The organism is Danxiaibacter flavus (assembly GCF_041060425.1).
Lineage (GTDB): Bacteria > Bacteroidota > Bacteroidia > Chitinophagales > Chitinophagaceae > Danxiaibacter > Danxiaibacter flavus.
In genome coordinates this window covers 293,993-317,052 of sequence record NZ_JAULBC010000002.1, presented here as the reverse complement: position 1 = coordinate 317,052, position 23,060 = coordinate 293,993, and the positions used below count along the sequence as shown (strand labels likewise).

The following is a 23,060-nucleotide window of genomic DNA, read 5'->3' as shown; positions in this document are numbered from 1 at the left end:
GAAGATAGAACCTCGTAAGATAGTAAGAAAGTGAGATAGTAAGATGTTATGTTTTGAGAACCTGCCGCATTCGCAACAGCTTTCTTACGATCTTACTGTCTTACGTGTCTTACATGTCTTACATGTCTTACACGTCTTACGGTCTTCCTTTAAAGCTTATTTTAAACGATGTTTGTTTTCTTTTGGTTTAACTTCATAGACAAACCACGTTTATGAAGAAACACCTGACTTCGCTGATAGTGTTCTTCTTGTTGAACGCCACGGCAGCTCTCTCTCAGACCATAAAAGTTAGCGGAAAAATTACTGAAAGTACTACAAAGCAACCGATGCAGGGTGTATCGGTAAAAGTTAAGTCAACCGGATCCGGAGCATTAACTGATGCCTCCGGAATGTTTTCCGTGAATGCAAAATCAAAAGATCAGCTTGAAATAAGCTATACAGGATATGCGGTAAAATTTGTTCAGATTAATGGACAGACAAACGTAGAAGTCAGTCTTGATCCTGCTGTAACGGAATTGGGGCAGGTAGTTGTGGTGGGTTCTCGTGGGGGTGGCCGTATTCGTACGGAAACGCCTGTGCCGGTTGATGTGATCAATGTTAACCAGGCGGGGCAAACAACTGCAAAGACGGATCTTACTTCTTTGTTGAATGTGCTGGCTCCCTCATTTAACTATAACAGGCAAAGTGGTAGTGATGGTGCCGATGCCATCGATCTCGCCACACTGCGTGGATTAGGGCCGGATCAGACACTTGTTTTAATCAATGGTAAAAGAAGGCATCAGACAGCATTTGTGGCACTGTTTGGCACAAGAGGACGTGGTAATTCAGGAACTGATCTGAATGCCATTCCAGAAGCAAGTATCGATAGGGTGGAAATACTGCGCGACGGTGCTTCGGCTCAATATGGTTCGGATGCCATAGCTGGTGTTATCAATATCATTCTAAAAAAAGATGTAAAGCACCTGGCCGTAGATGCCGGATGGGCCGGCTATTATGACCATAAGTACAATCCGTTGAACAGTGCAGATCCGAAACAATACGTAACAGGCAACCAGCTTGACGGAAATGCGGTAAGACTGGGGCTTAACTACGGACTGCCGGTTGGCAAAAACAATGGCTTCATAAATTTGTCAGCCAATCTTTTTTCTCAGGGCAAGACTTTCAGACAGGTGCCTGATACAAATGTGACTACCAATGCAAATGCGCTCCCCGTTAATACGGGGCGCAGAGCACATGGTAACGGTTCCATTAAGAGTGTGGGAGGGATGTTAAATGCTGAAATGCCTTTTACTAACTCCAAAACGTCTTTCTATTTCTTTGGCGGATATAACTACAAGGAATCGGAAGCATACGCTTATACGAGAAACTTTTCGGACAGGCCCGGGCGTTTTCCTACAGATGCGAACGGAACGCTAACATTTGTCCCCGGAATAATGCATTATTCGGGGCCGGGAAATACAGGCGAAATATTTTTCAATCCCCTGCAGAACGTGCATATCTCTGATGGATCACTTGCCTTTGGTTTTAAAGGCTCCTTTGGAAATAACTGGAACTGGGATGTTAGTAACACCATTGGAGGAAACAACTTTCACTACTATGGAACTAAAACATTCAACGCTTCTCTGAATGCAGAAGGCGCAAACAGGAACCGCTTTGATGACGGCGGTTTTTCCTTTATTCAAAATACCATCAATGCAGATGTAAGTAGGCATTACGCGAATATCGCCAAGGGCTTTACTTTAAGTTTTGGTGCTGAATACCGTTATGAACGGTACAGTATTTATGAAGGTGAAGAGGCTTCTTACAAAAATTATGATCCCAATAAAACAGTGGTTAACGCAAGTGGCGATACTTCAAATGTAGCTGCAGGCGCACAAGGCTTTCCGGGATTTCAGCCTGCTGATGCGATAAAAGCAAACAGATCTAACATTGGCTTATACATTGATGGTGAAATGGATGTTACAAATAAATGGTTGGTTGGAGTGGCGATTAGAATGGAAAACTATAGCGACTTTGGTTTCTTAAGCACTTACAAGTTTGATACACGGTACAAGTTGACAAGCAACTTTAATATACGCGGTTCGGTAAGTACTGGCTATAGAGCGCCATCATTGCAACAGATCAATTTCAGTAATACGTTCACCAATGTGCAGGGAGGAAAGATCTTTGAAGTGAAGATTGCACCCAATTATAGTCCGATCACACGTGCTGCAGGTATCCCCAACCTGAAACAGGAAAAATCAGTGAATGCCAGTCTGGGCTTTTCATGGAAGCCTTCAAAAGAGTTTACAGTTACTCTGGATGGATATATGGTAAAGATCAAAGATCGTGTGGTATTGTCCGGACAATTTGATGAATCAGTAGAAGCGATTAAACCAATTCTTGAACAGTTGAATGTAGCGCAGGCCCAGTTTTATGCGAACGCTGTAAATACCACCAATTATGGTCTCGATGTAGTTCTCAACTACACAAAACATTGGCAGAAAAATAGCTTTAAAGCATTGTTTGCCGGTAACTTCCAGCATATGACTATTGATAAGATTAATATACCTGAAGCGCTGAATGATACATATGAACACCAACAGTCATTTTTTAGTGACCGCGAACAGAAATATGTGTTGGCATCCGCTCCGCCAGTAAAACTGGGACTAAATCTTGAATATGGATTTGATAAGCTTTCCGTTGGTACTTACTTTACATACTTTGGTAAGATAGAAATATTGGGCTACGGTTATGAAAACACTTATCCTCCGCTTGTAGCGCTGGACAAGACCGGCGAACTGGTTCCTGAACAATTTAACTATAGCGGAAAGCTGGTGAGTGATCTCTATCTGAGTTACCGCTTCTCCAAAAAAATATCAGTTTCTGTTGGTTGCGATAACGTGTTTAATATCCATCCAGACCTTGGTATAGTCAAGGGTGCTAACATGTCTGCTTACGACGGTGAATCAGGAGGCCCATGGGATCCTGTTCAAATGGGATTTGATGGCAGAAGGTTCTTTGCAAAACTGGGACTAAGCTTTTAAGCTGTGAGCTGTCAGCTATGAGCTATTAGCCGATTAATGCGAAGCCTGGTGTGGGAGGAAGATCGCTGCCAAGCGATAGAGTGAGGCTGCTAAGCCTGGAGGCCTGGCAGAGCGTTAATTGCTAAAAAGCTTTGCATAAATTATTTACCAAAAGTAAAAAAGGTTATAAAATTTCTATTGACAATTAAAATAAAAGTCGCTGAACCTTCAGCGACTTTTATTTTAATGATATGAAAATGAAACTTTATTTAAGATCGGCAAGTTGTGAATACAGGTTTCCAATACGATACTCATAGCCCAATGATGTACCCGGAACAGCATTTGCTATTTTCAACATACCGTAATACTCCACTCCGTTGTTTACAAGCTTGAAAATGTAAACGCCTTCACCAGCGACAGGATCAGCGGTAGTTGTTGGAGTTCCAGACGCGAAGGCAGCCTGGGTGCTAACCGGATCGTTTTGATTATACTGCGCAAGTGTTGAAGGAACGAATGATATTGAATTTCCTGCGGCAATCCAGGCTGAACCGCCATGCAGGGTGATTGATTTATTATCAATAGCCAACATAGCATTAGCATCCGTTGCTGTGACGTTCGCATTGATCAACAGATTCACACCAGCTTTTGATCCGCCAAGTTCAAGTACTCCGGATTTCTTAAAAAAGAAATAAGGATTGTTGTTGATAACAGAAACTTTCACAGTATCGGCAAAATTATTGACTTTAGAGATAAAAGAATAGTACATGGTATCTTTGCCAACTGCAAAATCATCACCAGAAATAGGTACTGCAGATTCAGAAGGGAAGTTACCAACATTCACCCATGCATCATTGGTCCCATTTTTTTTCTTCACTTCTACTGAACCTAAGTACTTGTAAGATACTGGCTGAACCATGATCTTCATTTCAGCCGTGCCGGCACCGCGCACCACATTAATGGCACTGCCATTGTACTGTGGGGTTGATACGGTTAGTGCCTTTTTCATAGTAACCACAACTGAAGCAGATTCTGTTTTGCCGGCAAAAGTAACTGTAACAACATCTCCGGGCACATTCATCTTAGCCTCCTGTCTGGTAAAATTTACCGTGGCTTTTAAATCTTTATCAACCGTAATTTGTTTTTGTGTACCGGCTAAAGGAAGCAACTGCTCACTGCCACCGCCCGCTGGTACCTGGGACTTAAGTAACTCAACGGTCATAATATCTCCTGCCTTTGCGTTAGGGAGCGTGGCATTCACCACAAAACCGCTATCCAATAATGTAATACCAGGTGATGTGCAGGTTGAAACGGTCGTTATAACCGCATTTCCATTCCCATCGGTAGGAATATTAAAATAATCCTGCTTAGTACAACTGCAGCTAAATATTATTGAGACGATTAATAGTAATGAAATTCTATTGTTCATTTTATACTTATAATTAATTAGTAATGCTGTTTCAGTTTTATTGCCCTTTTTGGGTAGGAAGGAATGAAAAATTTTGAAAGCACTTTCCATTAGTAGCGATCTCATTTTGTGAAATTGGAGATAGTAAATTCATTTTAGAGAACGCAAAACTAAACCCTACCGGCTGATGTCCAACGAAATCCTGGATTCCTGCAAATGAGCCAACGCCATCTACAAGACATTTACGTGTACGACGCTGATCCCAAAGCATTTTATTTTCAAATACCAATTCATAAGCACGTTCACTCATAATGTTGAAAAGGTTCACATCGCTTGCACGATAGGTGGGCAGCATTGCACGTGTTCTAACTTCATTAATTCCTTTAATGATATCCTGATCTGTAGCAGCTCCGCCTATTTGTTTCAGGGTCCAGTTTACTTCCGTCAGCATCAACAATACATCTGCGTAACGATAAATTGTCCAGTTCAATGAAGAGTGGGCAGTACTTTTGATTGCCACTGAATCATAATATTTGTATAAATGCGGCTGACTAAATTTATCGGCAGGCCCTTGAGCCGGATCATATTTAGTTGATTTTGTATCGGAGAAATAGAACATTTGGCGGTCCTTGATACGTAAATCAGCCGGATTATAAGAATTAAAATAGCCGATGCTCGGTATAAAGGTGCCATATTCATCACCGAACATGGAAACGTGACTGAGACCTGGAAGTGCAGCAGCTATGATCCCTGTCATCTCACTTACGTTGGTCAGGTATTGAATTTGAAAAATTGCTTCGCCGGAATTATTTTTTGCCGGGTTATGCAGATCATTATAGGTACCTAAAGTATACTGACCATATAACACGTTCAGTTGTTCCTGTGCCTTTGTTAAAAAGTCCCTGGCACTTGAAGTATTAACCGGGTATGTACTTTGAGCAAACAGTCCGTCTACGCACCAGTTTTTAGTTGGATCCGTTGCTACTTCCTGGTAAGGATAGCCTGCACAGGTAAGATATACATCAGATAAAATTGTTCTGGCCACAAATTTGGTCACCCGGCCATTGGTAGATTTTGCATCGGCTAAACTGCTCTGCTTTACAGCGTACTCCAGGTCAGGAATAATTACGTTATCATAAATAGCCTTAAGAGAAGAGCGGGGTTGTTGGGCATCAGCAACGCTTTTAAGAACTGAAGTATCCATTACCAGGTCGCCGAAATAACGTACCAGGTTAAAGTAATACCATGCACGAAGGGTACGAACTTCTCCAAGTGCTGCAGATCGTTGAGCTGGCGACCACTCAGTAATTCCTGGTATTTTCGCGATCGACAAGTTACAATCCCTAACACCCTGGTAATTGTTATTCCAGAAATTATCAAAGTCTTGCAATAAGCCTCCGGTAGTTTGATTCGTTTGAAATTTCCAAAACTGTACATGCGTATCTGAAGTATATGCCTTACCGGTAGGATATTCAAGGGTTGCAGGAAGATAATTGCCCCAATCACCCGCGCCACCGGTATAAGAGGCCATAGATCTGTAGGCTCCGATAACTAACGCGCTTCCTTCTGCAGCCGTGGTAAATGTGTATTGATCAGTTAACGCAGAGGTTGGCTTTTCTTCTAAAAATTTCTTGCAGCCTGTAAGAAACAACGTGGATGCTGTAGAGAATAATATGACGAGTCTTACAGCTATACTATTTTTCATAGCAATAACTTTCATGTATGAATTGATTTATTAAATTATAAACTGAGATTTACACCAAATGAATAAACTGATGGTACCGGGTATTGATATTTGTCGGTATTCGGTACCAACGGAATTTGCTTATCAAGTGAACTACCCTCAGGATCATATCCTGCAGCCTTAGTGATCAGGAAGAAGTTTGATGCATTCAGGTACACTCTTAATTTTTGGAAACCAGCTTTTTTGATAGCATTATTTGAAAAGCTGTATCCTAGTGTAGCATTTGCACCTCTTATAAATGAACCATCATACATTTCATGCGTGTCAGTATAAGACTGATAATAAGCTCCCCCGTTTCCCGGACGCACTTGCGCAACCTGTGTGTTCTGGTTATCTGGTCGCCATGCTGTAAGCGTAGAATTCAAACCTCCTGAAACCAACTGGCGATCTTCGGCAGACTCATGTACAAATGCTTTGGTTATGCCTTGCACGATCTGAATGTCAAGTCCAAGATCAAAGTTTTTGTAAGCAAAGCGGTTATTAAATCCAATGATCCATTTTGGAAATGCATTTCCAATAATACTTCCATCAGTTAGCAAATCAATTTTGCCATCATTGTTTCTATCGTAAAATTTTAAATCGCCTGGCTTCATACCATAACGGGCGGCCAACGAAGTTTCCTCCGTGCTATATACACCAACACGGGTAAGTCCAAAAAAGGAACCGATAGGCTTTCCAACCATTAAAACAGAAGTGGCGTTTCCTGCACCTGTTTGATCATAAATTGGTGCGCCTGTAGGGCCAAGCTGAAGGATCTTATTTCTATTAGCTGTTACAACTAAATCGGTACCCCACCTGAAATTATTGGTTTCGATGTTACGAGTGCTCAACGCTAACTCCATGCCCTCGTTTTGTACCTTGCCATAGTTTTGTCTTACGCTACCTGCTGTAGTTGAATAAGGAAGCGGCACATTAAGCAACATATCACTTGTTACTTTATGATAGAAGTCCAAACCAAGGTTAATCCTTTCATCAAATAACCCTAGTTCTAATCCTATATCTGACTGCATGGTTGTTTCCCATTTCAAGTCAGGGTTACCAACGGAGCTCGGATAAAGGCCGGTTAAGGTGCTACCACCCATTATAACACTGGCGGTAGAAATATAAGATTGAGTTACATAACTTCCGATTTCCTGGTTACCGGTACGACCAACACTTGCGCGTAATTTGAGGTTGGATATGACTTTGGATTTTTTCATGAAATTCTCCTCAGAAGCTCTCCAGGCCACGCCTGCAGATGGGAAAAATCCATATTTATTGTTTGCACCAAATTTAGAAGACCCGTCTTCACGACCGGTTAAGGTTAACAAGTATTTTCCTTTATAACCGTAGTTAATCCTGGCAAAATAAGAGTTTAAAGCGTTGGATCCGTCGCCGCTTGAAGGGTTAGGTCTTGTAGCCGCACCTGCACTAAGATTTGAATAACCGTAGAAATTAGACAGGAATACAGAGTTGGAGGCAGAAACATTCTCGTACCTGTTTTTTGACCATGAAAGACCTACTATAGCATTCAAAGTATGATCAAAGCCAAAAGTTTTATTGTAATTAAAATAATTTTCGTTCTGCCAATAGTAAGTATTAGATACATCTATATTCGCACTGCCATCACCCCCGTATAATTTTCCACTATACCTATTGTTCTTATAAGCATTGTAATCAATAGATAAATCAGTTTTAAAGCTTAGGTCCCTGGTTATATTGGCATTAAGGGTAACATTACCGGTTACCTGGCCAGTATTGTTGGTGCCATAAATTTGCGACCTTCTGAAAAGCACATTGTACCATTGTTCGCCCACGTTGAAATCTGCATTGGTGCCCCAACGACCGGCATAGGAGCCAAGAGCAGGATCATTTGGATAAGTTGTAGGCACAATACTCCAAACCTCAGCAGTAGAGCGCGTAATGCCATCATCATTAGATTGCTTACTTTTAATAAATCCTAGTGCAGTGCTTAGATTTAACCACTTTGCCAACTTGATATCGCCCGTAACCCTTGCGGTCATACGCTTAAAGTAGGACTCTTTCATTAAGCCTTGTTGATCGGTATACCCAAGTGCCAAAGAGAATTTAGCATTCTCACTGCCGCCACGAATATCAACGTGATGGTCGTGCGAAAAGGATGGCTTGAAAATAAGACTTTCCCAATCGGAATTATAGATTGGAGCATAGTAGTTACTATCTTTTCCAACTAAAGGAACGATATAGCTGCCTTTTGGCACTTGTTTGAACAACCAGGGCATTTCAGAAAAAGACTGACCCGAAGCTGTTGGTCCACGGAAATCCTTTCCGGCATTGATTGTTCCATATTTGGTTCCATTGGTCATCGCCTGCATATAAACATACATGAGTTGATCGGCATTCAATGTGTAAAGATGTCTTTGCAATACGCCTACAGAACCGCTTCCACTGTAATCGACCTGTATTTTGCCGCTAACACCACGCTTCGTAGTAATGATGATAACACCATTTGCTCCACGTGCACCATAAATAGCAGTAGAAGACGCATCTTTCAATACATCCAGTGAAGCAATGTCGGCAGGGTTTAGATTAGACAAAGGATTGGCAACGCCCACTACTCCGTCAACAACAAATAAAGGGTCATTACTGGAGTTGATAGAATTAGTTCCACGTATACGGATCATAGGTTTTGCTCCCGGAACGCCGGCGCCTTGTGAAATAACCTGAACACCAGCCACTTTATTTTGCAGGGCTTGTCCTAAATTGGCCACTGGCTTATCCATCAGCCTTTTGGGTGAAATACTGGAGACAGAACCTGTAACGTCTTTTTTCTTTGCAGTACCATATCCGATAACCACAACTTCGTTCAAAGAGCTTGCTTCTTCCTGTAATCTTATATTATCCAAATCTGTTGAGCCAGCAGTAACTTCCTGGGAGGCAAATCCTGTGTATGAGATAACTAATACTGCCTTCGAATTTGGAACCTGCAGTGAAAACTTTCCGTTTGCATCTGTGGTAGTGCCTGTATTTGTGCCCTTTACCTGTACACTTACATTGGCTAAAGGTTCGGCTGTTTTGGCATTAAGAACCCGGCCTGTAGTTTTTTGCTGGGCCATTGCATTTATTGCCAAAAAAATAAAAAAAATGAGCTGCGAAATTTTCTGATTCATAAGCTAACTGAGGTTAAAGTTTTAAAAAAAACGGTGTTAATAAAAAGCATGTTGGTTACGTTAGTTTGAGATAATTGAAAAGAACACGGCCTGCAATTTCTTGCTGCGCTATTGCATAAGTTGCCCAAAAAACAAAAAAATGAGTTGCAAAGTTTTCTGATTCATACCCCGGTTGGGGTTGATGTTTTTTTAAAAAAAAACGTGCGAGTTGAAGTTAGTTTGGGTAATGAGCAATAATGCCGCCTGCAATTTCTTGCTGCGCTATTTGCACAAATCGCCCAAAAAACAAAAAAAATGAATCGCTAAATTTTATGGTTCAGACCCTGATTTGGGTTGAAGTTCTTTTTAGGAAGAACAGTGGAGTTGCAAGCATGTTGGTTAAGTTAGTTGGGATAATTAGCAAGAACACGGCCTGCATTTTTTGCCGCGCTATTGCATTAATTGCAAAAAAAGATGAGTTGCAAAGTTTTCTAAGTCATAAAATAATTTGTGTTGAAGGGTGATAAAAACAACAGTGCGAGTGGCAAGCATGTTGGTTACGTTAGTTTGGGACAATTAGCAATAAACCGGCATGCAATTTTTTGCCGCGCTATTGCATTAATTGCAAAAAAATGAATTGCAAGATTTTTTAAGTCATAAAATAATTTGTGATTGAAGGGTGTTAAAAACAACAGTACTAATGGCAAGCATGTTGGTTACGTTTGTATGGGGCAATTAGCAATAAACCAGCCTACAATTTTTTGCTGCGCTATTGCATTAATTGCAAAAAAAAATGAGTTGTAAAATTTTCTAAGTCACAAAATAATTTGCGATTGACGGGTGTTAAAAACACAGTGGGAGTTGCAAGCATGTTGGTTACGTTAGTTTCGAATAATGAACAACTAATATAAAAGTTGTTAAAGAAATAAAAAAATTTTTTTTATGCTAATTTGATCTAAAACCTAATAGCAAAAGGTTTTAGCTATTAGCTACTTACCTGTTGAAGTGGAGGATGACGCTAATATAAGCGCTTGTCAATACATACCTACAAGAAATAGAGTAAGCTTAGAAAGAGGAGGCTTAGCAGAGCGTTGAACTGGCTGTTAGCTGTCAGCCCTAAGCTATTAGCTGAATGAAGCGGCGAATGTAGCGAGTCACAATAAGTTACAGTAGATCTCTGTAGGAGATAAAAAAAACTGCGAAAACCAATGGCTTCGCAGTTTTTATAATAACTAAGTCAATCAAAGGCGGGCGCTAATAGCTGATAGCTATAAGCTTACAGCTCATTACACTTCCATCGCTTCTTCCTTGTGCTTGTAATCTTCAATCAGCTTTTGCTGAATTTCGTAGGGCACCGGGAAGTATTCCAAAAATTTACTTTTGAATTTTGCTCTTCCCTGCGTAAGAGATCGAAGTGATGATGAATATCCGTCCATTTCAGCCAATGGCATTCTTGCAATGATCTTTTGAAAGTTGCCTTCAACTTCAATGCCTTCTACCAGGCCGCGGCGGGTTTGCAGTTCACCCATTACGGCTCCTGTAAGCTCGTCCGGACACAATATTTCCACCTGGTAAATGGGTTCCAGTATCTGCGGGGAAGCTTGCTGAAAAGCCTGTCTGAAGGCTTGCAAGCCAGCCAGCTTAAAGGCGATATCATTGCTGTCTACCGGATGCATTTTGCCATCATAAACGCTCACACGCACATCTCGCACATAAGAACCGGTAAGCGGGCCAACCTGCATTTTCTCCATTACGCCTTTCAGAATAGATGGCAAAAAACGTGCATCAATGGCGCCGCCGACAATACAGTTATAAAACACCAGTTTCCCACCCCAGTCGAGATCATACGAGTCTCTTCCGCGAACATTCATTCCTGTTGGTTCCGGCATGCCTTCATACCACGGTTCAACGCGCATATACACTTCTCCGAATTGACCGGCGCCACCGCTTTGTTTTTTGTGGCGATAATTGGCATCCGCGGAACTGCGAATGGTTTCCCTGTATGGTATTTTGGCTCGCGTAAACTTTACATCAAGCTTGTGGATGTTTTCTATCTTCCATTTGGCAACGGAAAGATGCATGTCACCCTGGCAATGAATGAGTGTTTGTTTTAGCTCGGGAGAGAATTCAATGATCAATGTAGGATCTTCTTCGCGTAACTGGTGAAGTGCCTGTGATAGTTTTTCTTCCTCACCTTTTTTTATTGTCTCAATGGCCACGGTCATGTTTGGTGGGGGAAATTCTACCGGCTTTAATTCGTAATTCTTTCCCCTTGCATGGAGCGTATTGTTTACGTGGGTATTTTTCAGCTTAAGCGTTGCACCTATGTCTCCGGCAACAAGCTCATTTGTATTAATGCGTTTATTGCCTTCAACAAGGAATAACTGGTTGAGTTTTTCGCTAACGCCGGTTGTTTCATTTTCAAGGTCACATCCGCTTTTAATGGTGCCGGAATAAACTTTAAAGAAGGAAAGGTCTCCCACATGTGGTTCTGTTACCGTTTTGTAGATAAACATGCATGCAGGGCCATTTGAATCGCAGGGTAGCTTATCTCCGTTCTTTGTTATTTGTGGGGGCATTTCATTGGCACTGGGACAAACATTGTCGATAAAGCCCATCAGCCTGCCGCTGCCCATATTTCTTTCGGCGGATAAGCAGAACAATGGAAATATATCGTGATGTATCATCGCCTTTTTCAATCCTTCTTTCATTTCATCTTCATCCAGTTCGCCTTTGTCAAAGTATCTTTCCATCAGTGCTTCATCATTACCCGCAACTGCTTCAACCAGTTCTTTGTGAAGCGTATCTGCTCTTTCTTTTTCGTCGTCCGGAATAGGCAGTTTTTCGGGTTTACCGCCGGTATCCCTAAACTTGTACATGGTCATGCGCAGCACATCAATAATTTCATGAAATCCTGCACCTTGCTGTCTTGGATATTGTACAACCGATACCTTGGTTCCGAAGTGACTCTTGGCCTGGCTGACAGTTTTATCAAAGTCTGCACTGTCATCATCCAGCTTGTTAACAGCGAATATCATCGGTGTTTTAAACTGTTCTGTATACTGCCAGATGAGGTCAGTAGTTACTTCTACTCCCATGGCTGCATTCAACAACATTACGCCTGTATCTGCAACGCGTAGTGCTGCTATAACTTCGCCCGTGAAGTCATCATAACCGGGCGTGTCAAGTATGTTTATTTTATAGCCGCGCCATTTGGCATGCATCAATTTGCTGAAGATGGAATTTCCCCGTTCCTGTTCCATTTCATGATAGTCGCCAACTGTATTTTTTTCCGTAATTGTTCCGCGGCGGGACGTAATGCCTGCTTCATACAGCATGCATTCCGCCAATGTTGTCTTGCCGGAGCCCGCATGCCCCAGCAAGACAATACTTTTTACGTGTGATGTATCAAACTCTCCCATAGTAAAATGTTTTTTACGTTACAGGTTATTTAATTTTACGCAATAAGCTTTGCAGCATATAATAAAGCGGAATTTTTCAGCGGCGTCGTGCGAACGTCAGGTTCACATTATGGAATAGGAAAACAGGCTATCATTGATAGCAGTCAAAATCGCGGCACTGTAAAATCCGCTATATAGTATTATGTATTAAGGCTAATCGAGTATCTGTCAAAATTGTTACGAAGGTCATGTAGCGTGTGCTCCTGTGATTCGTATTCGTCCAGTAGACTTTCGTGTTCAGTAAAAGTTTCTTCCGAGATTCCTTTTAATTCGGATTGTTCGTAGTTGATTTTTCTTTCATGAAGTTTTACCTGCTGCTTGAGATCGTGAATGTTGATGAGCTGAATGTGAAGTTGATTCTGATAATGCTCGAGGTCTGAACGTTGCTGATGTGAGAGGGCTTTGCTGGCTATTTGCCTGAGTCTGGAGCTAAGAAAATTGAATTCGTCTCGATAGGAATGTAAATGCTCTCTCCATTGATTACACTCCTTTGTGAGCTGTGAGATGTCAGTCTGAACCATGGGATTAAAATTTTAAATGGTGAACAAATTTTTCCCCGGCAAGCTTTGTCGGTTCAATTAAATCAGTGAGATAAAGCTAAACAAAATATCAAAACAAAAAGCTGATTTTTGTTGGAACATTTAATAAAAAAAATAATTAGTTTGTTGACTTTTTTTAATGTGAATTTTTAACAAACGGCATTATTGTTGAGTATGTTCAAACATGCAAAATAGGAGTTATTTAATGCAGCCGGACAACCCCCGTGATCTGCATATTCTTGTAGTTGATGATGATCCTGTAATACTGCATTATTTGAAAATAATGTTGGCTAAAAAACAGTACAAAGCCACCTTCCTGAGTACTACCGATAAGAACGTTGTAACATCTGTTGGCCCCGATATTATTCTAATGGATGTATGGCTTGGTAATGAAGATGGTAAGGAAGTTTGCCGGTCGATAAAACAAAATCCTGCAACATCATCTATCCCTTTAATAATGATGTCCTCAAGTCGCGATGCTGCAAAAAAATGCATAGAAGCCGGCGCAGATGATTTTATCCTTAAACCGTTTGATATAGAGACTTTGTTGCAGCAGATCACTTCACTTGTTCTTCGTTCGCGAGTGATTGGGAATTGAAAATGTGCGAATGTGCGAATGAGTAAATGTGCGAATGAGTAGATGTGCAAATTTGCAAATGTGTAAATGCTTTACCCGATATATTCCTCTTTCTACCTGACTCCTGATACCTGACACCTGATACCTGACACCTTACCCCTCACACCTCACCCCATCACCTTATCATTCCCAGGTATCTGCCCATCCAATATGGCAACAACCAAAACACAGGTTCCCGTTCCATATTAGGGTAGCCGTTAACTGCAGCCCACGGATTCTTATCCCATCGCACCACATACCTGATACTTGGCGGCGGCAGTATATTTACTTGCGCATCATCAAGCACTGGTGAACGTACTATTTGCACATCTTCGCGCTTTGTATGATCCACTGTCCAGTCAATCAGATCGAGCGGTGTATTGATCAGAAAATCGGAGGATGCTTTTATTTCTTCTTTTTTGTTTCGCGCAAAACAATAGAAAAAATTCACCAGCGGATTTTGATCATTTCTTCTTTTGTCCATCCACTCATCCATATGTTGTTGATAGAAATTATGGAGTGTGGAATCTTTTTCGCACGTGAGAAGGATTGGATACATATATGCTTGCAGAACAACATCGAAATAAACAAACCAGGCCGGATTCTGATGCACTATGTTTTTCATGTTTTCCAGGTAGCCATGTTTATTAATCAGTGTAAGATATTGTTGCTGATATTTTTCATCGTTTGTCATGTAATAAGCCAGTTTTAAAAATGCAAGCATTTCCATGGAATTCTGGCTTCTGTCCGGAGCCCATTCAGGATCATTATTTAACCTGTCCGGCGACCATACCCCCCATCTCGTGTGTTTGCCATCAATATCAACCAGGCAAAAATTGTTTGCAATCAGATGATCGACCAGCAATCCTACGTGTTTGCTGATTATTTGTTTTTCCTTATCATCTGCTGCAAGAAGGTAATAAAAGAAGTATCCCATCATATGACCGCACACTTCGTCACTACTCGTATCGCCCTTCCACAGCCATTTGCCATCTTTGGATCTATGCCAGCGGGTTTGTACAGGCTTGAACCTTGGTTCCTGTACCTGCTCTGCAGCAAGTTGCTGATCGTTATAAGTTCTGTTGCCATCGTGCACACGACCGGCCCAGTCAACCGGAACAATTGACCTCGCGAAAAAGCCGTTAGTGCCTGTTACTTCTTGCAAAAGCTTCAAAAAATGGAAAGCTTTTTCTGCATTTTTTTTGGCCTGAGGGTCTTTGGTGGTTGCGTAACGGAACGACTCCATTGCAAGGTAATTGCTCGTGAATTCGCCATCATTGTCATCATCTTCAGGGATCCATGAATTTACATCTCCTTCAATGTTTAAATGACACTGACCAGCGATCCAGGGTTCACGGATATGCCTTTTCATGAGTACTGAATAAAAGAATTCCTGTTTATCCGCCAGTGTCATTTTCCTTCTTTTTATAACACTCACACCTTTTGACGTAGCGATCCATGCGCTTCCTTCTTCGTCGAAGGTTATATCGTTCACATGATCATTCATTAACCAGCGTCGACTAAACAAAAGCGAATGCGTTCCATCTTTATAAAAGCGTGCAAGACCTACATCGGTGCCTATCCACATGGAACCATCGGGTGATGTATGTATGGCATTCACATAAATAGAGGGACAACCGTTCTCCGGCCGGATAAAACGCTTATGTGAATTTTTTTCAAGCACTGAAACACCGCCAAGCCCTGCAGTCCATAATGTGTTGTCGTCGCTAACGGCCACGTCCTTTATGTATGCACTTAACAAAAGGTCTGTTTGGCGAATGCAAACAGTCTGTTGCTGATAACAATGGTAGAGGCCAACATCAGATGCGATCCAAAGCCCGTTGTTACCATCTGAAACTGCATTTCTTACAGAGCGTGGAATATTGTAGCTAAGTTTAGCGAAATGTTCATTGCTGAGAAGCCAGATTCCATCTGGTCCAATTGCATACAATCCTTCATTCGAATTGCTCAAAACAGATATTGGTCCATTAGTGCCTGGCACAAGTTGCAAACTGTTGTTCTGAAATTTATATACACCGTTCCATGCTCCAATCCAGGTTATGCCTTTTACATCCGTAGCAACCGTAAATACAGGGCCGTTATTTCCGTCAACCGGTACTTTTTTCCAGCTGTTCTCATTGTTGTTCTTCATATAAACACCGGCTGATGTAACGATCCATGCCTGTTGCCTGTTAACAGAAATGTGTTTTACATCATTAGCTTCCGCTGCAGTGTCTATTACATATCCCTCATGGTATTCCTGCCAGAATGGTTGATCATTAACATATTCAGCCTGTCCGTTGCTTTGTTTGGATATAGAAAAAATAAGGAGTAAAAGAATGAAGTATTTCATTTCGATGTTTTTTAAAATGGTAGAGACGCGATGCATCGCGTCTCTAATCATATTGGCCACCTGTCCCTGCCGTCGAGACGCCAGGCATGGTGGAGACGTTATATATAACGTCTCTACGGCAATGGTTTTACGTAGATGTCTTTATAATACACCACGCTTTTAGGATCATGCGCCTGGAACGCAAACGTACCGCTTGATATTAAACGGGCAGGATGTCCTTTCGGTGCTTGAGCACCTTCAGGCTCTGTCCAATCAATGATGGTCTGTCCGTTAATTTTAGTAGTAACGTGTTTGCCTTCTACTTTAATATACAATTCAAACCACTCATCATCCTTTACAAATGTGGCTGATGTATCCTTTATGTCATATAAACCTGCAGTTCTTTTCCAGTCGGTATGTGAATTATTCACCTGCACTTCAAATCCTTTGTCGGGAAAACCCTTTTGCTGAAATGCAGTATGGAAATAAACGCCGGAATTTGACCCGGGCTTAGTCATTACCTGTGCCTTGAACTCAAAATTTTTAAAATCATGATTGTTTACAGGTCCGTCATAATAAAGGTGTGAGCGTTTGCCAGCTACTTTAATCGTGCCGTTATCGATGCTGAAGGATGGACCTTCGCTTTCTTTCCATCCATTCAATGTTCCATCGAACAAACTGATCCACTGGCTGTTACTACCGTTGCTGCTGCTATTGCTTCCTGCTATCTTTTTGGGACTGCTGCAGGCGGCAAACAATATAATTGACGCTAAAAAGAAAATGTTTTTTTTCACAATAAAATTTTAGTGGGAGATCAAAAAAAATGAGGCTGCAAAAACAATTTTTGCAGCCTCCGTTATTAAAAGTCTAGTGTCCAGCCTTTACGATATTCGCGTTTTACAAACTGGTTTACTTCTTCCAGGTTGGTAACCCGCATATTCTGATGATCCCAGAGAAGTTTCGTATTTGCACCCGGATAGTCATTGCCTTTACCGTTTGCTCTCGGTTTAGGAGTGTCGGCAGCTTTTATAGCAAGGTTGGCCATAAGTATTGCTTCCGTAAGCGGGCCGGCTTTTTTGAATGGTGAGCTTAGCTCCATATTACCATAACCTGCAATACAGCCTTCAACCCATTGTGCATAGTGCCCGTCGGCGCTGCCGGGCACACGTTTGATGGTTTGGGGTATTTTTACTTCTTCGTTCCTTTTTAATGGCAGTAATCTTGGATTGGCGGCATATTCACTTGCCATCATCTTTCCTTTGGTACCAACAAACAAGATACCGCTATTACCGTCTCCAAACACTTCATCTGCGCCTAACTCGGCGGGACGTTCTGGTTTAATACCGCCATCCATCCAGTGCATAATCACTTCACCCTGTGTTTTGCTTGTTTTGGGGAAGGTAAGAATAGCATGGCTTGATGGAGGGAAACTATCGGGGAAATAGCCGCGTTTACCAAATGCAGTGAATACGCTGGTTACAGAGGCCTGCACATCCAGTGCATATTGTAAACCCAGTATTCTGAAAGGTGCTTCCATAAGATGACAACCTAAATCGCCTAAAGCACCTGTACCGTAATCCCACCAGCCACGCCAGCTTCCCGGTATAAGATTGTCAATATAGTCTTTATAAGGAGCCGTGCCCAACCACAAATCCCAGTCAAGTCCTTGCGGAACTGCTGGTTTTGCAGAAGGCCATGCAATACCTTGCGGCCAAATAGGGCGATTGGTGAAAATATATACCGTATGTACATCTCCAATTACACCTGCATCAAACCATTCTTGCATCTGGCGTACGCCATCACCGGAAGATCCCTGGTTGCCCATTTGCGTAACCACTTTAAATTTATCTGCAGCTTCAGTAAGCATACGCGCTTCATGTATATCATGCGTTAATGGCTTTTGCACATATACATGTTTTTTCCTGCGCATTGCAGCCATAGCTACTACCGCATGGGTATGGTCCGGTGTAGATACAGAAACGGCGTCAAATGATTTGGATTCTTTATCCAGCATTTCACGCCAGTCTTTATAATATTTTGCTTTGGGGAAACTTTTTCTTGATTCTTCAGCCATGCGGTCATCTACGTCGCATAGAAAACCAATTTCTGCTTTTCCGCTTTTATAGAAATTTGCAAGGTCGGAGCGGCCTTTGCCTCCGGCTCCAACTCCGGCTACAATCAGTTTGTCACTGGGAGCAACAAAGCCTTTACCTAATACATGACGGGGGACGATCATAAAACCTGCGGCGCCAAGAGCAGTATTTTTTAGAAAACTCCTGCGCGATTTGTTGGTGTTTTTTGACATTTGACAATTTGTTTTTAAGCAATCAATAGAATATTATAATGCACTTCATCAGAGATATTGCTGTAAATGTGTTGCATTATTCTGACTTCACTAATTTATTCCACATCACTCAAATATTTGCGTAATGTGGAGAAAATATTATTGCCTTGTACTCACAAGCCATGTTGATTCCGTTGAAGAAGTTTCTGCATCTCCGCTTACGGCATTTACTAACTTCTGTATAGGTGCAACGACTTGTAGCTCGCATCGCCCCCCTTGTTCCTTTGCTGTTTCAAGAAGCATTTCTTTTTGCTGAACCCATTGCTTGCCGGCCGTTTCGTGGCGTTGAATAAGATCAATCGCTTCAAGAGCCGTAGCTGCAATTTCAGACAGATGCAGGGATAAAGGTTCTGCTTCTTGTAACACCGGCGAATTGCGCAACAACGTAAGAAACGCGATGTGGTTATTCTGCCATTTAAGTAGTTGCTGCTTTATCTCTGTTTCTAAAGTACTGTCACCAGTCTGCAGAAAATCATCTACCTGTTTGGTAAAAATGCGTGGAACTGCCTGATCGGGCGTGGCAACGTCTGCAAGTTTTGTGTAGGGTGAAAAAATGGTGTACATCGTATCGCCCTGGTTGCGTTCATATATTTTCAGCGGTTCAATTACATCAACTAATGCTTGCAGTGCCCTGGTATCGTAACCGTTACAGAGACGTCTTAACATAGTGTTTTTAAAACTAAGGTGACACAGTCCGAGTTGTTCAAGTTGCAAGCTTACAATATCCAGCCGGCGATACATATCATCAACATCTCTCACATCTTTTTCCGACCAGAGCCGTTCTGCAATGGCTGCTGTGCGTGGCCAGATCCGGGAGTCCACAGTCTCCGGAGTAACGTGTTCACCCCACATGGTTGCCTCACCACCGAGAATATGTTGCGCCTGTTTAGCTGAAATATCAGCATCGTCGGGTTGTGGATCGTTAAGGTAATGATAGGAGGCAGGCTGTATGAGGTCGATGTAATAGCCATTGGAAAGCACCGCATCATGACCTGCTTTTACAGACTCATAAAACGCCTGTTTGCCGCGCCATGATTGTATAATGACATCTTCCGGTAAACCGGGTTGAAATATTTCATCCCAGCCCATCATCGTCTTTTTGTTCTTTGTGATGACAGGCAGGATTTTTTTATTGAACAATGTCTGCAAAGCAGCAGCGGAGTCAATGCCGTTTGCACGCATGTATGTGCGGATTTGCCTCGAATTGTTCCAGTCTTTGCCCGTATTTTCATCTCCGCCTATGTGAAATACCTGGTCTGGAAACAAGCCTGCAACCTCAGTAAAAAGCTTTGAAAGAAATGTGTACACCTTTTCATTGGTAGGGTCGAGAACCGGATCGAATACGCCAAAGTAACGCTGCAGTGTGTATTCTTTTTTCAAGGTAGCCAGCTCAGGATATGCGACGAGAATGGCTGTTGTGTGTGCAGGTACAACCACTTCGGGCACTACACGGATGCCTCTTTCGGAGGCATAGTTTACGATATCTTTTATTTGCTCCTGCGTGTAAAAATTACCATCGGATGCCAGTTGTTGCAGCCGTGGAAATATTTTTGATTCAAACCTGAAGCCCTGGTCGTTGCATAGGGTAAGATGCAGCACATTTAACTTTACAGCAGCCATCCCATCCAGTGTTCGCTTAATAACATTTACCGGCAAAAAATGAAGGGCAGGATCCAACAGCAAGCCGCGCCACGTAAACCTGGGTTTATCGTTGATCGTAAGTCCGGGCAGATAATATCCAGAGGAGTCTGCACTTACCAATTGCATCAGTGTTTCCAATGCATGCATGGCCCCCAGATCAGTTTCAGCACGAACTTGTACCTGCTTTGAATTTATTTGAATGAAGTAGCTTTCGTCTTCACGTAGTTGTAATTTCCCGGGCCGTTTAATAACTATTAAAACAGATGAAGCTGAGTTCGTGTCCTTAGCCGTAACAAATCCCTGTTCATCCAGGAAAATGCCAGTTCTTTCAGCCATGCGACGGACAAATCTGCTGGCATTGGCATAGATCCGGTGATCCGGATGACCGGTTACAGAAACGCGGAGCTGATTGGTAATAGCAAACCTTTCGCCGTTCGTGTTTAAAGAAAAGGGTTTAGGGACTATGCTATATATGTTGTTTAACTGCGAAAATAAATTAACAGTGATCAGCGCAAAGATGAGTGTTAGTATGGCAAAGCGTGTTGTCAGCATTATTCAATTACTTTCAGGTAACGTGCCATCCAATAGGGAAGAAGGTATTCATCGCCTGCCAGTTCGGTTTTGCCGCCATCGCCACCATCAAGATTAAAACCGTTGGCATTGTGGCGGTGTACCGGATATTCTCCCGCAGGTAATAGTTCTTTCGTGGATTGTTTCCGGAAGTTGGGTTCAAGAAATGTCAAATCTTTTCTTTTGGAGTTGACAACTTTCCAACGAACCAGGTCCATCGGAAATTCTTTGAGCTGCCATATAGTTCCTTCTTTATCAAACGTTCCGGTTGTTCCCAAGGTGACTAAGTTCCATACCGGATTTTTTTCGGGCGCTTCTATTTTCCAGTGGTCGTTGATGACATCTTTAAACTGCTGGCGGAGCTGATCAGTAAATGCATAACGATACAATACCCAATAGGTAAGAAATGCCATTTCATCATCAGAGTGGTTCCATCCGCCGTTACCAAGATTAACTCCCTGGTGTATGATATTTTCGGTTGGCTGGATGGCTGTGTAAGGTGTAAGAATATTGTCCAGGTATCCGTAGTCCTTCATCAGGCGGAATGCCTCTGTTTTATAACGTTCTTTACCGGTAAGTGCATAACCCAGTTGAAGCCCGGCGATGATAGTTGTACTGCCGAGCTTTCTATCGCCTACTGAATGCGGGAATGAATTAATATATTCCGGATTCCAGCGCCCCCATAATGTGGGTTTTCCATCAAAGTCAATTAAGTAATAATTGTTGTCGATGATATGCGTGAGGATTTTGTCGAGAAAATCCGCAACACGTTTTTTCTCGCCTTCAGTTTCGGCAACCATTTCATTTAACACAGCTGCAATAAAAATGTATCCTACAAATTCATCGCTGCTGGTAGTTCCTTTCCATTCCCATTCGCCGTCTGCTGAATTGTGCCATCTGTCAGGATCTGAATGTTTATAGCCTGTCCGTTCAAACGTTCTTGCAGGAAAACCTTTTAACGGGTTAACAGAAATAATTCTTTCAAAAGCCTCAAATGCCTCCATGGCGTAACGTTTGGCCACTTTATCCTTTGTAACTGCATACCGGAATGCCTGGCTGCCGAGATAAAAAGCGGACCACAACCCATCATTATCTGTATCAGTTAATTGAGCGGTTGTTAAGTCTCCCGGTTGTTGAAAAGTTACTTCGGAAATGAAGCCATAACGGATATGTCTTTGTCTTATTTTGTCCTGGAAATAAGAAGTCTTGTCTGCAAGTGTTTGTTCCTTGAATTCGATTTCGTTGAGTCCGTCCGGAGTTAGTACAAATACATTGCCTTTGCTGTCAGATGTAAGATCGATGGATTTATTTTGATTGAGCCATCTTTTTGATGCATAGTATCTGTAAGAACCAGATGTTTCTCGCATATACACGCCATCATCAGTTGCAGCCCAGATTGATCCGTTTATGTTTTGCAGATCATTAATTCCTTCTGCGGGTGTTTTTGTTTGCAATGGAAAACTTGTGTCTCCGGTGGTTGTATTAATGCCATAATAACCTGTGGCAGTTGCTACAACCAACTCCTGATCGCGGAAGGTAACGGACCTTGCATTTGTGGTCTTATGAACACTTTCAAAGCGATTGCCAGAAAGGTAGTAAACGCCCTGCTCACTTAAAACATAAAAGTTGCCGTTATAAACTTGCAGCGATTTTATTTTACCTGGCGGAAGTGTTATGTCTGTCATCAGGTTATCCTTCAATAAAGTAGCGGCAGAGTTACCTGCAAGCAGCATACTTCCATCTGCCTTTACCGCAAGACGATTGTATTTTCCTGCCGGAAGTTTTTTAAAAGGAACACCCGCATAACCATTTGTCAATACCCGGTCTTCATACAGGTAATATAAATGGCCTGCTTCTTCCTGTATTGCAATATCCAGGGGAATTTTTTTTGCAAGCGGTGTATATCGCAGATCTTTAACCAATTTGTTTTCATTAAGAATGTAAACGCCTTTGTCTGTAAGCACATACACATTGTCGTTATAATCTGTCACAACCTTTTTTAGTACGGTATTGCCATTGAAATCAGTGCTAGTGTATTTATGGGACACTGCTTGTTTAAAAGGCAGATCTTTTTCTGCGAAAGCTGAGTGACCGGCAATAACAAACGCAATTGTAGTCAGTAAAGATTTTCTTGTCATGTTGAGAAGGGCGAAAATTGAATTGAGAAAATTATAGGAAGAGTGAGGTTATGAAGTATTAGGTATGAGGCATAACGCATAAGCATAAAGTGTCAGGTTTCAGATATTAACGCCGGACACTTCTGTCCCCCCAATGGATGGTGCCCGGCAAATTAATA

Annotated in this window: 12 protein-coding genes; 2 read left to right on the top strand and 10 right to left on the bottom strand. The window is 42.0% G+C overall.

The features are described 5' to 3' along the window. Nucleotides 1–212: 212 nt before the first annotated feature. Nucleotides 213–3,026 carry a TonB-dependent receptor gene (locus tag QTN47_RS06970; RefSeq protein WP_369328624.1) on the top strand — a complete coding sequence of 938 codons (2,814 nt, stop codon included), beginning with the start codon at nucleotides 213–215 and terminating at the stop codon, nucleotides 3,024–3,026. A 244-nt stretch (nucleotides 3,027–3,270) separates the two neighbouring features. Here QTN47_RS06970 and QTN47_RS06965 read toward each other — a convergent pair whose 3' ends face one another. The 5 genes from QTN47_RS06965 to QTN47_RS06945 all read right to left on the bottom strand — a co-directional run bounded on the left by QTN47_RS06965 (nucleotide 3,271) and on the right by QTN47_RS06945 (nucleotide 13,243). Then, nucleotides 3,271–4,431, bottom strand: a complete 1,161-nt coding sequence (locus QTN47_RS06965) for a hypothetical protein (protein ID WP_369328623.1) — start codon at nucleotides 4,429–4,431, stop codon at nucleotides 3,271–3,273. Nucleotides 4,432–4,468: 37 nt separating this feature from the next. After that, a complete protein-coding gene (locus QTN47_RS06960; RefSeq protein ID WP_369328622.1) occupies nucleotides 4,469–6,130 on the bottom strand; it encodes a RagB/SusD family nutrient uptake outer membrane protein in 1,662 nt (553 codons plus the stop codon). 20 nt (nucleotides 6,131–6,150) lie between these two features. Beyond that, the gene (locus QTN47_RS06955) at nucleotides 6,151–9,282 is read right to left on the bottom strand and encodes a SusC/RagA family TonB-linked outer membrane protein (protein ID WP_369328621.1); all 3,132 of its coding nucleotides are present in this window, start codon (nucleotides 9,280–9,282) and stop codon (nucleotides 6,151–6,153) included. Between the two features lie 1,265 nt (nucleotides 9,283–10,547). Beyond that, nucleotides 10,548–12,683 carry an elongation factor G2 gene (gene fusA2, locus QTN47_RS06950; protein WP_369328620.1) on the bottom strand — a complete coding sequence of 712 codons (2,136 nt, stop codon included), beginning with the start codon at nucleotides 12,681–12,683 and terminating at the stop codon, nucleotides 10,548–10,550. A 179-nt stretch (nucleotides 12,684–12,862) separates the two neighbouring features. Further along, nucleotides 12,863–13,243, bottom strand: coding sequence for a hypothetical protein (locus QTN47_RS06945; protein ID WP_369328619.1), 381 nt, complete (start codon nucleotides 13,241–13,243; stop codon nucleotides 12,863–12,865). Nucleotides 13,244–13,466: 223 nt separating this feature from the next. Here QTN47_RS06945 and QTN47_RS06940 point away from each other — a divergent pair, with 223 nt between their 5' ends. Then, nucleotides 13,467–13,859: a response regulator gene (locus tag QTN47_RS06940; protein WP_369328618.1), complete on the top strand. Its 393-nt coding sequence runs from the start codon at nucleotides 13,467–13,469 to the stop codon at nucleotides 13,857–13,859. Between the two features lie 154 nt (nucleotides 13,860–14,013). On the opposite strand, the gene QTN47_RS06935 is transcribed toward QTN47_RS06940, so the two are convergent. From QTN47_RS06935 to QTN47_RS06915, 5 genes are all read right to left on the bottom strand, one after another. Continuing rightward, nucleotides 14,014–16,230 carry a ligand-binding sensor domain-containing protein gene (locus tag QTN47_RS06935; RefSeq protein ID WP_369328617.1) on the bottom strand — a complete coding sequence of 739 codons (2,217 nt, stop codon included), beginning with the start codon at nucleotides 16,228–16,230 and terminating at the stop codon, nucleotides 14,014–14,016. 113 nt (nucleotides 16,231–16,343) lie between these two features. Then, nucleotides 16,344–17,003 carry a 3-keto-disaccharide hydrolase gene (locus QTN47_RS06930; protein WP_369328616.1) on the bottom strand — a complete coding sequence of 220 codons (660 nt, stop codon included), beginning with the start codon at nucleotides 17,001–17,003 and terminating at the stop codon, nucleotides 16,344–16,346. Nucleotides 17,004–17,068: 65 nt separating this feature from the next. Beyond that, on the bottom strand, nucleotides 17,069–18,514 hold the full coding sequence (locus QTN47_RS06925; protein WP_369328615.1) for a Gfo/Idh/MocA family protein: 1,446 nt from the start codon (nucleotides 18,512–18,514) through the stop codon (nucleotides 17,069–17,071). A gap of 138 nt (nucleotides 18,515–18,652) precedes the next feature. Continuing rightward, the gene (locus QTN47_RS06920; RefSeq protein ID WP_369328614.1) at nucleotides 18,653–20,746 is read right to left on the bottom strand and encodes a beta-N-acetylhexosaminidase; all 2,094 of its coding nucleotides are present in this window, start codon (nucleotides 20,744–20,746) and stop codon (nucleotides 18,653–18,655) included. Then, on the bottom strand, nucleotides 20,746–22,902 hold the full coding sequence (locus tag QTN47_RS06915; protein ID WP_369328613.1) for a ligand-binding sensor domain-containing protein: 2,157 nt from the start codon (nucleotides 22,900–22,902) through the stop codon (nucleotides 20,746–20,748). Before QTN47_RS06915 ends, QTN47_RS06920 begins: the two co-directional genes overlap by 1 nt. Between the last annotated feature and the right edge of the window lie 158 nt (nucleotides 22,903–23,060).